The organism is Pseudescherichia sp. (genome assembly GCF_031987975.1).
GTDB lineage: Bacteria > Pseudomonadota > Gammaproteobacteria > Enterobacterales > Enterobacteriaceae > Pseudescherichia.
Genome location: NZ_DALZYX010000007.1, coordinates 227,877 through 242,668, shown reverse-complemented (window position 1 = coordinate 242,668; position 14,792 = coordinate 227,877). Strand labels below are relative to the sequence as shown.

The 14,792-nt window shown below is 59.3% G+C and carries 12 protein-coding genes; 1 reads left to right on the top strand and 11 read right to left on the bottom strand.

From position 1 onward, the window contains the following. Positions 1–49: 49 nt before the first annotated feature. The 7 genes from RTN40_RS14505 to cmoM form a co-directional block, all read right to left on the bottom strand. Positions 50–697, bottom strand: coding sequence for an MBL fold metallo-hydrolase (locus tag RTN40_RS14505; RefSeq protein WP_312229068.1), 648 nt, complete (start codon positions 695–697; stop codon positions 50–52). Positions 698–724: 27 nt separating this feature from the next. Beyond that, positions 725–1,273, bottom strand: a complete 549-nt coding sequence (locus RTN40_RS14500) for a YcbK family protein (protein WP_312229067.1) — start codon at positions 1,271–1,273, stop codon at positions 725–727. A 183-nt stretch (positions 1,274–1,456) separates the two neighbouring features. After that, positions 1,457–3,235 (bottom strand): L,D-transpeptidase, encoded by a 1,779-nt coding sequence (ldtD, locus tag RTN40_RS14495; RefSeq protein WP_312229066.1) that lies wholly within the window; start codon positions 3,233–3,235, stop codon positions 1,457–1,459. A gap of 178 nt (positions 3,236–3,413) precedes the next feature. Further along, positions 3,414–7,868: a chromosome partition protein MukB gene (gene mukB / locus RTN40_RS14490; protein ID WP_312229065.1), complete on the bottom strand. Its 4,455-nt coding sequence runs from the start codon at positions 7,866–7,868 to the stop codon at positions 3,414–3,416. Continuing rightward, positions 7,868–8,572, bottom strand: coding sequence for a chromosome partition protein MukE (gene mukE / locus RTN40_RS14485; protein ID WP_103819636.1), 705 nt, complete (start codon positions 8,570–8,572; stop codon positions 7,868–7,870). The genes mukB and mukE overlap by 1 nt, the downstream gene beginning before the upstream one ends. Continuing rightward, the gene (gene mukF, locus RTN40_RS14480; protein WP_144812946.1) at positions 8,553–9,875 is read right to left on the bottom strand and encodes a chromosome partition protein MukF; all 1,323 of its coding nucleotides are present in this window, start codon (positions 9,873–9,875) and stop codon (positions 8,553–8,555) included. Before mukF ends, mukE begins: the two co-directional genes overlap by 20 nt. Continuing rightward, the gene (gene cmoM, locus RTN40_RS14475; RefSeq protein ID WP_312229064.1) at positions 9,868–10,662 is read right to left on the bottom strand and encodes a tRNA uridine 5-oxyacetic acid(34) methyltransferase CmoM; all 795 of its coding nucleotides are present in this window, start codon (positions 10,660–10,662) and stop codon (positions 9,868–9,870) included. Before cmoM ends, mukF begins: the two co-directional genes overlap by 8 nt. Before the next feature lie 118 nt (positions 10,663–10,780). On the opposite strand from cmoM, the gene elyC reads away from it, so the two are divergent. Continuing rightward, positions 10,781–11,560 (top strand): envelope biogenesis factor ElyC, encoded by a 780-nt coding sequence (gene elyC / locus RTN40_RS14470; RefSeq protein ID WP_312229063.1) that lies wholly within the window; start codon positions 10,781–10,783, stop codon positions 11,558–11,560. On the opposite strand, the gene RTN40_RS14465 is transcribed toward elyC, so the two are convergent. From RTN40_RS14465 to RTN40_RS14450, 4 genes are all read right to left on the bottom strand, one after another. Next, on the bottom strand, positions 11,537–12,430 hold the full coding sequence (locus tag RTN40_RS14465) for a YcbJ family phosphotransferase (RefSeq protein WP_312229062.1): 894 nt from the start codon (positions 12,428–12,430) through the stop codon (positions 11,537–11,539). The two genes, elyC and RTN40_RS14465, sit on opposite strands and share 24 nt — an antisense overlap. A gap of 140 nt (positions 12,431–12,570) precedes the next feature. Then, positions 12,571–13,317 (bottom strand): 3-deoxy-manno-octulosonate cytidylyltransferase, encoded by a 747-nt coding sequence (gene kdsB, locus RTN40_RS14460; protein ID WP_312229061.1) that lies wholly within the window; start codon positions 13,315–13,317, stop codon positions 12,571–12,573. Further along, positions 13,314–13,496: a protein YcaR gene (ycaR, locus tag RTN40_RS14455; RefSeq protein WP_103819641.1), complete on the bottom strand. Its 183-nt coding sequence runs from the start codon at positions 13,494–13,496 to the stop codon at positions 13,314–13,316. The genes kdsB and ycaR overlap by 4 nt, the downstream gene beginning before the upstream one ends. A 52-nt stretch (positions 13,497–13,548) precedes the next feature. Beyond that, positions 13,549–14,781, bottom strand: coding sequence for a winged helix-turn-helix domain-containing protein (locus RTN40_RS14450; RefSeq protein WP_312229060.1), 1,233 nt, complete (start codon positions 14,779–14,781; stop codon positions 13,549–13,551). Between the last annotated feature and the right edge of the window lie 11 nt (positions 14,782–14,792).

Here is a 14,792-nt window from a genome sequence, read left to right as displayed (position 1 = left end):
GGTGCAAAATAAAAAGGGTCGCCAAAGCGACCCTTTTTTATGAGGTGAACTACCAGATCGGCTGCTCATCCTGCAAAAACGGATTGTGCAGACGCTCTTCCCCAAGGGTTGACATTGGTCCGTGGCCGGGAATAAAGGTCACATCGTCGCCCAACGGCAGCAGCTTGCGCTTAATGGAGTCGATCAGCTGACCGTGGTCGCCGCGCGGAAAATCGCTGCGTCCTACCCCACCCTTAAAGATCACATCTCCCGACACCAGCAGGCGTGACTGAGCGTCAAAGAAGACAATGTGTCCCGGCGTATGGCCCGGGCAGTGCAGCACCTGAAGCGTTACCTTGCCAACGGTCACGCTCTCGCCTTCGTCCAGCCAGCGGTCAGGCGTCAGAGGCTGACACTCAGCCAGGCCAAACATACGGCTCTGGGCAGGTAGCCCCGTCAGCCAGAACTCATCCTCTTTTTCCGGGCCGACAATAGGCACACCGTAGTGCTGCGCCAGCTCGGCGGCGGCGCCCACGTGATCGAGATGACCATGGGTGAGCAAGATCTGCGTCAGCGTGACGTCAGAGGCCGCAACCACCTCTTTGATACGCTCGGCGTCACCGCCGGGATCCACCAGCGCGGCCTCTCGGCTCTCCTCACACCAGATTAGCGAACAGTTCTGGGAAAACGCGGTCACCGGAATAAGACGATAGTTCATACTGCTCCTTTTTCATTAAGCCCTGGGCTACCAGTGCCGAACCGGCCCGGTATCAATATGCACAAAGTTGCTGCGTGGGTAATATCCTACACCACCCGCGCCCATAGATAACGCCGCTTTGCGAATATTGCTTAATGCGAGGCCTTCAATATGGAAATCCATTGCCTGGCCTTTCGTGTGGTAGCTCTTCTTTGCCACGCCGCTGCTGTGGGCGCGTAGCTCGTTATTGGTATCAAGTGAACGATAACCAGAGATCAGCTGAACCGGTTTACGGGTGCAAAGCAGCCCCTGCAGGCGATACAGCTGATCGAAAAGTTTAGGATCGATGGATTTCACCTTATTCGCGCGAAAGTCGCGGAAAAAGTGGTTAAGTTTAGCTAATTCATCCTGAATATAGCCCTTGCCATCAAAAAACTCGGCTTTGATTGACTCTCCGGTATGTAAGTTGTTGAGAGTCAGGATCCGTGGGCGTGGAGTAGAAAGGGTAGCGAACGCAGGCGTTGGCAGAATGGCTGCACCAAGTGCAACGCCACCTAACGCCAGCAGTTTGCGGCGATTAGCGTCAAATTTATCCATGATAATCAGGTCTACAGGTAAAAAGTTTGCTTAATTAATGCACTTCTGGCGCGTGAAAAAGCACATTACCGGGCAAAATTTCTTACGTCAAGGAAGGTCAAGCCCGGTAAAGACGGGCCGTGTAGCCTGGGCAGCCCGTTTTTACCAGTAATTTAGAGAATGGATTAATCTGAACTACTTCATTTATCTGATTAATTGTTCCGCCTTTGGCAAAACGTCAGCCCCGGAACGGGCAGTCAGATCGTAATTGTAAATATCTGTACGATACTGGGTGCGCCCGTCGCTACCGACGAACGCGGTCAGGTAGTAGAGGTTTACCGGAATATTCTGGCGAATATTCACGTAACGTGTATTCCCCTCCTGCAGGGCGTCTGAGATACGCGTGTCGTTCCAGCCCGCATCCTGCAACAGCATACTGGCAAGCTCAGAGGATTTGTTCACGCGAACGCAGCCGGAGCTAAGCGCCCGCTCGTTTTTCTGGAACAGATTATGATTCGGCGTATCGTGCAGATAGATAGCATCCGAGCTGGGCATATTAAACTTATACCGCCCCAGCGAGTTGTGCGCCCCAGGTGCCTGCTGGAAGCGGAATGGCAGATTAGATGGGGTGATGGTGCCCCAGTCAACCCGCCATGGATCGATGGTCTCTTTACTGTTCCAACCGCGCAGCACAACATAATTATGTCGCTCCAGATAGCCCGGGTCATTCCACACCTTCGGCAAAATATCCTTGCGTGCCAGCGTTGGCGGTACGTTCCACGGTGGATTAACCACGACGTTATTAAGCGCGCTGCTCATCATCGGCGTCTTGCGATCCGGACGGCCAACGATCACGCGGGAGGCCAGCACCTCGCTGCCCTGCTGATAATAAACCAGCGAGTAGGCCGGAATATTCACCATAATACCGGTCGAAACCGTCCCCGGCAGCAGGCGCAGACGCTGAATGTTGAGCGCCAGTACGCCTGCCCGCTGGGCTGGCGTGACGTTCAGCCAGTCGCGGGTGGATTGTCCGATAGCGCCATCGCTTCCCAGGCCTTGCCAGGTCTGAAAGCGTTTTACCGCCGCGACCAGGTCGCGATCGTAGTAACCGCCGCGGGCAGGTTTCGCTTTCTTCGGCTGGTCTCCCGGCAGGACGATGTTTTCGGCACTGTCCAGCATGCCGGTGCGGGAGAGAATTTCACGTAGGGCCGGAATATCGTTGCTCCACTGTCCCGGACGCAGCGTGGCGTTGCTCGTAAGGGTAGGCCAGGGTCGGTTATCACCCAGCAGCTTCAGCAGTGACTGGTGCATAGAGGCGTACTGAGCGTGCTGCGGCGCCAGACTGCTAACAAAGTGGGCCAGCTGGCCGTTATCCAGCGCTAGCTGCCACTGATTGATCACCGTCAGCGGCGGCGTCGCCAGCTGATACGGTTTCGCACTGTAGAGCCAGCTGTTGCCCTTAACGGGAATACCAGCGATAAAGTGCAGGTAGCCCAGCATGGCGTCGGAAAGCACTACATCCCGGGCCTGGCCGGTCACGGCAGGATCGGTTAGCAGCTCAACCCATTTTGTAAACTGCGGCTGGAAGCCGGCGATAGCCACCTCGGCCAGCTGCTGCTGAAACGCTTTAACCGCATCGCGATCGTCCCACATCGCCTTTTGCTCACGAGCAGCATAGATCGCCACCAGCTGGTTCATATAGACCGGCGTATAGCCTGCTGGCAGCTGAGCCTGGATATCGGTACGGGTTTTAGCCATCAGGCCAGCATCGGCCAACGTCTCTACGCCCGCCATTACCGCGGTAGCGTGAGACTGGGCCAGCGGCTCAGCCAGCGCGGTAGGCTGCACGCCCAGGCTGGCAGAGCTGTCGGAAGGCACGACCTCAGGCTCATCGGCCATGGCGCTAAACAGCGGAGCAAACGCGAGGGCCAGACACAAACTGAGTGTGGATACCCGGCGACTCTCTTTTTTCTTTAGCAACATCCCTTGCCCCCTGTTTAAAAACGAATCGATTAATCCGTCTGATTCTATGAGTATATAAAGACAAAAATACATTTGCCCGCCGAAATGTAAAGAAGATTAAAGATTGATCTCCCTCTGGTTGGGCCAGCGGGCAATAAAAAAGGGCGGCTATGCTGCCGCCCTTTTGCCCTGTTAATCGTCAGGTTACGCTGGCATCCGCCGTGCCGGGCAGCGGCTCGGGCAGCTGTGGCGCAAAGCCGCGCAGGCCCACCACATGGACGTGCTCCTGATTGTTAAACACCTTACGCACCAGCTTATAGGTGGTTCCTTTCTCCGGACTGATGTTCTCAGGGGCAGCGATGATCAGCTGCATCTCCAGTCGCTCGCACAGCTCAAACAGCGTGGCGATAGAGCGGGCATCAAGACGGGCAGCTTCATCAAGGAACAGCAGGCGGCACGGAGAGATATCCTTCCCGCGCAGGCGACGGGCTTCGTCCTCCCAGCTCTGGACCACCATCACCAGAATCGACATCCCGGTACCGATCGCTTCCCCGGTTGAGAGCGCGCCGGACTCGGCTCGCAGCCAGCCGTCGGAGCCACGGTTAACCTCAACCTCCATCTCCAGATAGTTGCGGTAGTCGAGCAGCTCTTCGCCGATGGTCTGCGGCGTGCGCTGGCCCATATCAATCTGCGGGTTCAGGCGCTGGTAGAGCTTCGCCAGCGCTTCCGAGAAGGTCAGACGGTTGCTGTTGAAGAGATCCTGATGCTGCTCGTGCTGCTCGGAGAGCACGTCCAGCAGCGTGGCGTGGGTTTCGCGCACGTTCACGTTCAGACGCACGCTGTTCACCTGGCCAAAGGAGACGCTCTGCAGCCCCTGGTTGAGCTGGCGGATACGGTTCTGCTCGCGCTGGATGGTCTTGCGAATGATGTTCGCCGCGCTGCGGGAGCTGATCGCCAGCTTCTGCTCGCGGGAGGTCAGCTCTTCGGTCAGACGGCCCAGCTCGATCTCCATCTGCTCAATCGCTTCAACCGGATCGTCAGTGCGAATGATATCCTGACGGATACGCTCGCGAAGATGCTGGTAAACTGCGACAAAAAACTGGATCTTACGTTCAGGACGCTTCGGATCTTCTGACATGCGCAGCACGTCGCGCAGGTGTTCGTTATCGGCTACCGCCAGGCGCAGCGCACCAAGCGCCTTATCCGACATCGAGCGCAGCTCGTCGGCAGAGAGGTAGGCCAGCTCGCGACGGTGCAGGCGGCGTTCAACGCCGTTGTCTTTCACCATCCGCATCACTGCGCACCAGCCCGCTTTGGCCGTCACCACCTGCTCGCGCTTCTCATGATAGTCACGTTCAAGACGCTTGAGCTTGCGGGTCAGGTTATCCATCTCTGCTTCACAGAAGGTCAGGGCTTTCTCCAGCTGGTTGCGGCGCGCGCGGTTACCAGAGAGCTGGGCATAAAGCTCATCGCGACGGATGCGCGCCCGCTCTTCCGAGCCGCTGTCTGCCCGGACGCCAATCTCCTGCAGCTCTTTATGCAGATCGTTGAGCAGCTCTTTTTTGGTGTCATAAGAGCTTTTCAGCGACGCCTGCACCTGACCGTATTGGCTCAGCTGGGCGGCGTGGCTGCGCAACGCCTCACGGGCGCGAGCGCGTTCGCTCTCCGCCTGCTCCAGACGCTGGCGCAGCTTCTCATTAAGATCGCTGTTGCCGGTGAGCATCGCGGCGGAGTCGCTGTAGCTGAAGTGGGCGCGACGCTGCACGACTTCGGTGAGGGCAAACGCCTGCTGGCGAGCGTCACGCTGCACCTGCTGCGAGTAAGCGTAGTCCTCTTTCAGCTGTTCAAACTGCTCCGGGTCGCTCTGCAGAACCGAAACCACCGGCTCCAGCTTCGCCAGCTGGTTGCCGTACTGCTGAATAAAGCGTGCCGCTTCCTGGGCCTCGTCAAGACGCTCGCGGATCTCATCCACACGATCGGCAAGGGTGTCATCAGTCAGCAGGTTAATGCGGGGCAGCAGACGGTTAAGAGCGCTGACGCCCTCCTTCGCCTGATCGTACTGAACGCGGTTCTGCTGGTTATCGCTCTCATGGGCGCTGATGGCCCGCTCAAGCTCACCCCGACGGATGGTCAGGGTACGGATCTCCGCCTCCGGATCGTCCTCGAAGGCCACCGCCAGATGGCTACCGATAAAGCGGCTGAAGGCCTGGTGTAGACGCTGGGTCTTCTGGACGTCAAACGACAGGGTGGCAAAGCGTTCCGCCAGGGTTTCACGCTCGGCGTGCAGGCTCTCGATGCGGTTCTCGCGTGCGGCACGGCCAAACAGCGGCAGCGACGGGAAGCGGGAATAACGCCACTGGCGATCGGCAACCTTAACGATCACCGCTTTTTCCAGCTCGTCGACGGCAAAGACGCTGTCGTCAAAGGACTGCGGATCCCCCTCGATCAGGTAGAGATCTTCCGGACAGTCGGTTAATCCTTCAAGCTGGTCGGCGATCAGGGAGAGATCCGGCACCACGATGGCGTGACGCGACGGACCATACAGCGCCGAGTAGTAAGGGGCATCGTCGAGGCTGACGTCGTCATAGATTTCAGAGAGCAGCACCCCGCCGAAGCGTTCCGCCAGGGCGTTGAGGCGGGCATCTTCTGCCCCGCCCGGCTGGCTCAGACGTTCAATCTCATCGTCCACCGCCTGTTTGCGAGCGCCGATTTCATCCCGCTCAACAATGGCTTCGCGCTCGCGCTCCAGCAGCTGTTGCAGGTACTCGGTTACATCCTGGCTCGATTCAAACTCTTGCCCGCTCTGCTCACAGAGCTGGTTGAGGCTATTCTGCGCGGCCAGCCAGACCGGAGCGCGCTTCAGCAGACGCTGAATACGCGCCTGCAGCTGCTCCAGCTCCTGACGCAGGGCCATGCGCTGCTCGCCGGCGTTGGCAACCGTCTCAGAGAGGGCAGCAATCTGGGCTTCAAGCTGCTGATGCAGAGCCTCCAGCTCGTCGGCATCGACGCGCTTGTTGTGGCGTTTGCAGAACTCGGCCAGCAGACGCTCGGCCTCCTGCTGCTCGCGCAGGCGCTGCTCCAGCTCATTAAGACGCATCCGCAGCGGCTGCACCTGTTCGGCCAGATGACGCTGATTGACGGCGTCGCGCAGCAGCTCACGGGCCACGCTCCAGGCTTCATCCCGCGACAGCGGGCCGTTAATGGCCGCCACCAGCTGGTACGCCTGTTCAAACTGGCTGTGCGCGGTCTGGGCCACGCTCATCTTCTGCTCCAGCGAGAGCAGTTTTTCGGTTGCTTCCTGCTCTTTGGCCTGGAAGGTCTCCTGCCATTGCTGGGCGCTCTCCGGGGTCAGATCCGGAAGGTGACACAGGGCCTGAGCGCGCTCCAGCGCGGCCAGGGCCTGGTTATACTGGATGGCACGGGTCTGCTGCACATCGAGGGCCTGCTGATAGTTGGCAAGCTGACTCTTCAGCTCATCCACCTCCAGCTCGGCGGCTTCCGCCCGGGCCTCATTCTCCTCCTGGCGATCGGCGGCTTCCGCCACCACCTCGTTCTGCTCCTCCAGACGAATTTGCAGCTCGTCGAGATCCGCTTCGTAGCGCTCAATTTTTTCCTGCTGACGCAGCGCGGTTTGCACCAGGTTCAGGTGGTCGCTGGCAGCCTGGTGATCCGCCTCGAGATCCCCCTCCGCACCGGTATGCTCATGCAGCTCCCGCGCCATCTCAACGTGCTTATACTGCTCGGCGGCCAGCTGCGATCGGGAGGTGAAGAGATCCCGACGGAAGGCCAGAGCCTGATCGAGATGCACCCGACGCTCGTTGGCGTGGCGCATGTAGTCTGAGGCCACGTAGTTGGTGGCTTCACTGATCAGGTGCTTGAAGAGATCCCTGTCGGACTGGGTAACGCGGATTGCCTCGAGCGTCATGCGGTTCTCGCGCAGCGCGGCTTCCATATCCTGGAATGCCTTCCGCACGCCGCCGTTTTCCGGCAGCAGGTAGTCGCGCAGCGAGCGGGTAATGGCGCTGGAGATCCCGCCGTAGAGTGAAGCCTCGATCAGACGGTAGAACTTGCTGCGATCCGAGGCGGAGCGCAGACGACGCGCCACGATGCCCAGATCGAACATCAGGGCGTGGTAGTCGGTAATCGAGTTGAACTGCTTAAACTGAACGCCTTCGATCTCGTCCAGCTTCTCTTTCAGCTCGGTCAGGGTTAATACGCGCGCCTGGCGCTCGTTAAGAGTCTCGGTCAGCAGCGTTGTCGGCTGGATGCTGGTCGGCAGGCCCTGAATCGCAAAGGGCTTAATATCTACCTTGCGGTCGCGTCCGGCGACCTGCTGCAGGCGCACGCCTACCACTACGCGCTGGTTACGTGAGTTGATCACGTCCAGCACCGAATAACAGACGCCCGCCTTCAGCTTGCCGTGCAGACCCTTGTCGCGCGAGCCGCTGGTGGCCCCCGCTTCGGTGGTGTTACGGAAGTGCAGCAGGGTCAGATCCGGGATCAGCGCCGTGACAAAGGCCGCCATGGTGGTGGATTTACCCGCCCCGTTACCGCCGGAGAGCGTCGTGACCAGCTCGTCCAGGTCAAAGGTCCGGGCAAAAAAGCCGTTCCAGTTAATCAGCGTTAGCGAGCGAAATTTACCGCGATCAATCATTACTCTTCCTCCGCACTGTCCGGCTGATTCTCGTCTTGCTCATCATTGAGCTGCAGGTGGTTCTCTACCGGCATGGCCTCGCCGTCGCGGATCATGCGCAGCTGCGCTTCACGCAGGTCATCCCCGCCGCGCACGTCAGCGCCAAAGCGGAACACCGACTCGGTGATACGGAACTTGCTGCTGTCGTTGCCCATAAACCAGACCATGCCCAGGCGGCGCAGACGGTTCAGCGAGGAGCGCACTTTTTCCTGAAGCTTCTGGCGATCGACGTCAGAGCCGGTGGAGCGGTTGTTGACCAGCTTCAGCAGTTTGCTCTCGTCCGCCAGCGCCAGCAGCTCGTCGTACAGCTCCTGCTGGGTAAAGATGCCTTCGTTGGCCAGACGCTCCGGGCTGAGATAGAGGTAGCAGAGGATCTTGCCGACCATCATATCCAGCTCAGAGAGCACCGAGCGCGGGATAAGCGTCGTGGAGCGTGGGCGCAGATAGAAGAACCCTTCCGGCGCGCGGATCAGCTCCACGTTATAGCGAGCGTAAAACTCCTCCAGATACTCCTGGAAGTCCATCAAAAATGCGTGATTATCCAGCTCATCAAGACCAATGTGGCGACCGGCGCGCAGCTGACTGTCCAGCGCCGGGAACAACGGGTTAGCCAACGCCTGCGCCAGCTTGACTGGCATCACTTGTTCAATATTTGTCAATGACATGCGCCTGTACCCTGGCTCCGTAATCATTAATTGGCTGCCATTTTGCTGGCAGCCCGGTGAAATCGCCCTGCGCTACGCCGAGACGTACCGCCTGATCAACCACAATTCGCGCAACGTCAAAGTGACGCGCCCGCGGATATTGCGCCAGATATTCGCGCACCACGAGACCAAGATCCAGTGGCACTTCTCTGGTTTTATACACCGCCAGCTGCGCTTCAATCATGGCGGCAAGCTGCTCGCGAATTTCGTTAAACTCTTCAAACTCGAGATCCGGCGGCAGTTCGCCGGTCACCTCTTCATCGCGCAGCGTCATCTCTTCGTCGCGCATATCCAGCAGACGATCGGCGCTGGCGTAGGTCAATGCCCACGGCGCATCGAAGTAGGACTGCACCGACTGGCGCAGGCGCTGAGCAAAGACGCGGTTTTTATCCATATCAATAGCGGTACGGATAAACTTATGCACGTGGCGGTCGTAGCCAATCCACAGATCGATAGCCTGTTGACCCCAGCTGATGATGCGATCCAGCTTGCTTTGCAGATCGAACACCAGCCGATCGACAAACTCGAGATCGTTATGGGCGAGAGTTGCATCCTGGATACGCAGCAGGTTGGCCTGCAGCTTATCCCCCGCCGCCTCCAGCGTATCCTGTAACTCGCGCAGGGTCCCAGAGGTCTCTGACAGCAGCAGCTCACAGCTGGAGATCGCCGCCCGCCAGTCTTTGTTCAGCAGCTGGGCGATGTCATCCTTCACCAGCTGCTGCTGCTCATCCATAATGCGCTGGGTCAGATCGATACTGTCGAAAATCTCAGCGACGGAGTATTTGAGCGGGGCGTAGACGTGACGATGCCAGTGGAACTCGTCCCCGCCTTCAGCCGCAGCGTCAGCGGCGCGTTTCAGCTCGCTGGCAACGATAGAGAGCTGCATTGAGAGGCGCAGGGTAGAGAACTCGCGCTGGCGAATGTAGTAGTCCGTGATACCGATCCCGAGGGGCGTCAAACGGTAGATGGCGTTCCCCTCGGCCTGCTCGCTGGTAAAGCGGTTCAGCAGGCGCTGGCGCACCATATCGTTGATGGCGTTATTGGCGCGCACGCCGATGGTTTCGCTGGTCTGCTCAAACGCCTCGCTGACGTGGCGAAACGCGTCGATCAGCTCCCCTTCGCTCATCTCACCGTCCAGCCGCTCGCCGTTAAGCGTGGCGACGGCCAGCAAAAAGGAGAGCCTGTCCACCGGCAGCGCGATCGAGAAATCGTTTTTTCTGGCCCAGGCAACCAGTTCGGGGACTGTCTGGGAAAATTCACTCATCGTTAATCCTTGTATCTACCTGCGGCTTCTGCGCGGTAACGTGTATATAGCGGCCCAGGCTCAGATAAGGCTCCTGCCGGCAGTAACGCGTCTCTAGCTCCACTAATGCAGCAAAACAGTCATGCTGTTTTTGCTTATCGCGCAGATAGTCGTGAAAAACCCTGATACCGGTTTTACCGGTGATCTGCCAGCCCATCTCTTCGAGCCAGCCGTAGACCTGCTGCGGATCGCGCGGAAAGTCTGGCGAAAGCGTCCGTCGTTTCTTTTTGTACATGCCCTGCTGCACATAGCCAAAATTGCCCACCAGCACGTTCCGCATCAGCAGGCCATTGGCATTGTAAAACATCAGCGATAGCGCGCCGCCGTGACGCAGCACCGACCAGAGCGTTTGTAGAACGGCAACCGGCTCGGCGACCCACTCCAGCACGGCATGGAACAATATCAGATCGACCGGCGATTCCAAATGCCGGGCAATGTCCTGAGCGGCACAGTGGATAAAATGCATGTTGTCGATCACACCTTCCGCCTCTGCCGCCGCGCTGGCCCGGGCGACCATCTCACCCGACAGATCGCAGAGCGTGACATGATGACCGAGCTTCGCCAGCTTGATGGCCGTCTGCCCCTCTCCGCCCCCGGCATCGAGAATGCGCAGCGGCCGCGTACCGAAGGTCGCGAGCAGAGCGTTAAGATCCTGCCACAGGATCGCCTGGCGTAGCTGCCCTTTCGTGGTGCCATATATATTGCGGGAAAACTTCTCCGCGATGTCATCGAAATTGCGATCCTGCATCTGCTACTCCGCGATCCTGGCAAAACCGCTATTTTGTCACACCCACGTTAAGAAGGAACCTATCTGGTGTAAGATCCACAGAATAACCTGCTGTATGGTCAAAAAGGAAACGGAAGCCATGCTTTTTACGCTGAAGAAATACATTGGTGGGATGCTGCTGCCCCTGCCGCTGCTGCTTTTGCTGATGGGGATTGGCCTGGCGCTGGTCTGGTTTACCCGCTACCAGAAGTCAGGTAAGGCGCTGATGAGCGCAGGCTGGCTGGCGCTGGTGCTGATCAGCCTGCAACCGGTGGCGGACGGTATGCTCAGGCCGATAGAGCAGACCTACCCCACCTGGCGCGGCAGCCAGCAGGTAAAATACATTGTGGTGCTCGGCGGGGGCTACACCTGGAACGATACGTGGGCGCCCAGCTCGAACCTGATCAACAACAGCCTGCCGCGCCTGACGGAGGCGGTACGCCTGTGGCGGCAAAATCCAGGCGCCAAAATGATCTTTACCGGCGCACCGGCGGTCACCAACCCGGTCAGCACCGCTGAGGCCGGGGCGCGGGTGGCGGAAACCCTGGGCATCCCGCGCAGCGACATCATGACCCTCGACAGCGCAAAGGATACCGAAGAGGAGGCTGCGGCGGTGAAGCAGGCTATCGGTGAGACGCCGTTTTTGCTGGTGACCTCGGCATCGCATCTGCCTCGGGCGATGATCTTTTTCCGTCATGCAGGGACAAATCCCCTGCCCGCTCCGGCTAACCAGCTGGCGATCGACTCACCGCTTAACCCCTGGGAGCGTATTATCCCCTCCCCGGTGTGGCTGATGCACAGCGACCGGGTCGGATATGAGACGCTGGGTCGCGTCTGGCAGTGGCTTAAAGGTTCGTCAGGCGATCCACGGCAGGAGTGATTTTGAGGCGAGATCAAAATTGCTGCGGCTGAAGTGACCGGTATTGACCAGCTGTGCCACCTCGTCCCACAGAGTGTAGAGCCAGCGCCGCCAGATAAATGACTCGGAAACCGGGGCGTGCTGAAGGTAGTGCCACAGCAGCCCTTCCGCCAGCGCGCTGTCAGAGAGGCGAAACAGCTCGTACTCCCGCGGCGCCCAGAGCATGACCCCCGGTCCCACCACTGCCACTAGCTGGTCGGTGCGGGCATCTTTTAACATACTGCGCAGGTTGAGATTGCCGTGCACCAGCACGCAGTTGTCGTTAAAGCCGTCAAACAGTTTCGGCAGGCACTCGCGGGTACGGAACAGGATCCGTTTATCCTGCATCGTTAAGCCGGTATTTTTAAACTGGTTGAGGGTGTTCCATAGCACCTCTACCCGCTGGCGATACCATGAGGGCCAGATGTTCTCCTGGGTGCTATCCACGACGCCAACGCAGCCGTGACTGTCCTGCCGATGCCAGGCGAGCAGCGCCTCAACAATTTGATCTTTAAGCTGTTCCCAACGCTCCGGCGTGCGGGCCGGGGCTTCAACGGGGACACCGTGCAGACGCTCGATCAACAGCACGTCAGGGCCGGGGTGCTCGTCGTGGGTCATAACTCCGTAGACCACTGGCATACGTACCGTACCGCTGCGGGCCAGCATCGACATTTTCCACGCCAGCTGGCGCGCCAGCCCTGGCGTGGTAAAGCTTCTTGCCAGCAGCGGCATAGGGTGGCCGTGGCTGTCATAGAGCGACCACAGCGCAGTATCCGCTTTCTCATTGACACACTCCACGCGGCTGAGTTTCTCCCCCAGCAGGTGGCTTAGTTCGGCACGCAGCTGTTCCATTTACGCTACCTCTCAGGAATACCCTTACGCAGACTACACCTTTTATAATGGGCGTCCGTCACAGAGATGTCACCCCGATCAGATCAAAACAGCGGTAGAAAGTGAAGAAATTCCCCTCCGGCCGGAGGGGAGAGAGGAAATTAGCGTAGCTCGGCGCGCACGCGGGCCAGATCCTCTGCGGTATCCACGCCGGTGCCCGGGATGGCTTGCGCCACGGCAACGTGAATTTTTTCACCGTGCCAGAGCACGCGCAGCTGTTCGAGCATCTCGATCTGCTCCAGCTGGCTCGGCTGCCAGGTGACGTAGCGGCGGATAAACCCGGCCCGGTAGCCGTAGATGCCGATATGGCGCAGGAAGGTATCACCGATCGCCTCGCGCGATTGGGCAAAGCGGTCGCGATCCCAGGGAATGGTCGCCCGGGAGAAGTAGAGCGCGTAGCCCTCGCTGTCCATCACCACTTTTACCGCGTTGGGGTTAAACGCCTCTTCTGCGCTGTGTATCGGCACGGCCAGCGTTGCCATCCCCACCTGGCGCTGGGCAAGGTTCTCCGCTACCTGGCGAATAATCGCCGGAGGGATCATCGGCTCGTCGCCCTGAACGTTAACAATGACCGTGTCATCGCTAAAGCCGCAGGTCTCTACCACCTCTGCCAGCCGCTCGGTGCCAGACTGGTGATCGGCGCGGGTCATGCACACTTCGCCCCCGGCCGCCTCAACCGCCAGCGCCACGTCAGGGTGATCGGTGGCAACGATGATCCGCGCTGCCCCGGACTCGCGCGCCCGCTCCAGCACGTGCACGACCATCGGTTTGCCGTTGATATCCACCAGCGGCTTACCCGGCAGACGGGTTGAAGCGTAACGCGCCGGAATGATGACAACGAAACTCATGGACGGCTCTCTTCAGCCGCGAGCGAACGGGCTTCGTTTTCCAGCAGTACCGGAATGCCTTCCCGCACCGGGAAAGCGAGGCTGTCGACTTTGCAGATCAGCTCTTGTTTATCCTGGCTGTAGTAGAGCTTACCGTTGCAGACCGGGCAGGCAATGATTTCAAGTAGACGGTGATCCATAGTTCCTCCTGAGGGACCGAAAGGGGTATGCCTTAAATGTTACCATATTCCCCTAATCCGCAGCGGCAATTTCCCATTCGCCTTGCCTGTCGGTGAAGAGACCGTCCGGAAGACGTTTGCACACCACCTGCCGCGCGCCCTGCCAGCGGGCAAAATCCTCAATGGCTGCGGTGAGTCCTCTCTCCAGCCTGCGGGCCGGCTTGATGTCCGGCTCCAGATATAGGGCAATAATTTCCAGCACGCCCGTTTTCCGGTGCATCTTGGCATCCATCCGCCCCACCATCTGCCCACAGTGCAGCAGCGGCAGAACAAAATAGCCGTACTGGCGCTTCGGTGCGGGAGTGTAGCACTCCAGCCGGTAGGTGAAGTTGAAGAGCTGCTCGGCGCGCTTGCGATCCCAGACTACCGGATCAAAGGGCGACAGCACCGCGCTATGGGTAGCATGCAGCCTGCCCGCCTGCGCCAGCTCAAGCTCCGGCAGCAGATCGGCGTGCACAAACGCCTCCCCCAGGGTTTCAACCTCCACGCGCACGACCTTCTGCTCGGCCTGCCAGCGCGCCATCAACGCAGGCAGCGCGGGCTGACGCAGGCGGTAGTAGTCCGCCAGCCAGGCGGGGCGAAAAAGACCTAAACTGCGGGCGCTCTTCTCCAGCATTCGATCCTCCGCCACCGCCTGCGAGAGAAGATCCCGCTCGTCATCCCAGTGGGGCATGACGCGGTGGGTCAGATCGTAGACGCGCTGAAAGTTGCGCCGCTCCACCACCATTACCTTACCGGCGGTAAACAGTCCCTCAAGATGCCGCTTGTGCGGCTTCCACGCCCACCAGCCGCTGCTGCCTTTGCGCGGGTGTTCGAAATCCGCCGAGCGCACCGGGCCATTCTCATGGATATGGGCAATCAGCTGCTCAATTTCATCCGCGTGCTCATCCATCCAGGCCGCACGATATTTCCAGCCCATATTTTCCGGAGCCAGCATCCGGTGGCGTACCAGAGAAAAATCCTCACGCGGCAGAAAGCAGGCCTCGTGCGCCCAGTACTCCATCAGCTCGCCCCGGCGAAGCGCCTCGTCAAGCCATGCCTGCGGATAGTCGCCGAGGCGGCTGAACAGCACCAGATAAGGGCTGCGGGCCACGATATTGATGGTATCGATCTGTAAAAGCGACATGCGCTGGATGGTTGTCAGAATATCGGCAGGCCTGGCGCGGCGGCGCGGCTTTTTCAGCAGGCCCTGAGCGGCAAGATGGATATGGCGGGCGGCGGTAAGCGAGAGTTGCGGCACAGACATACGGGTTCCCG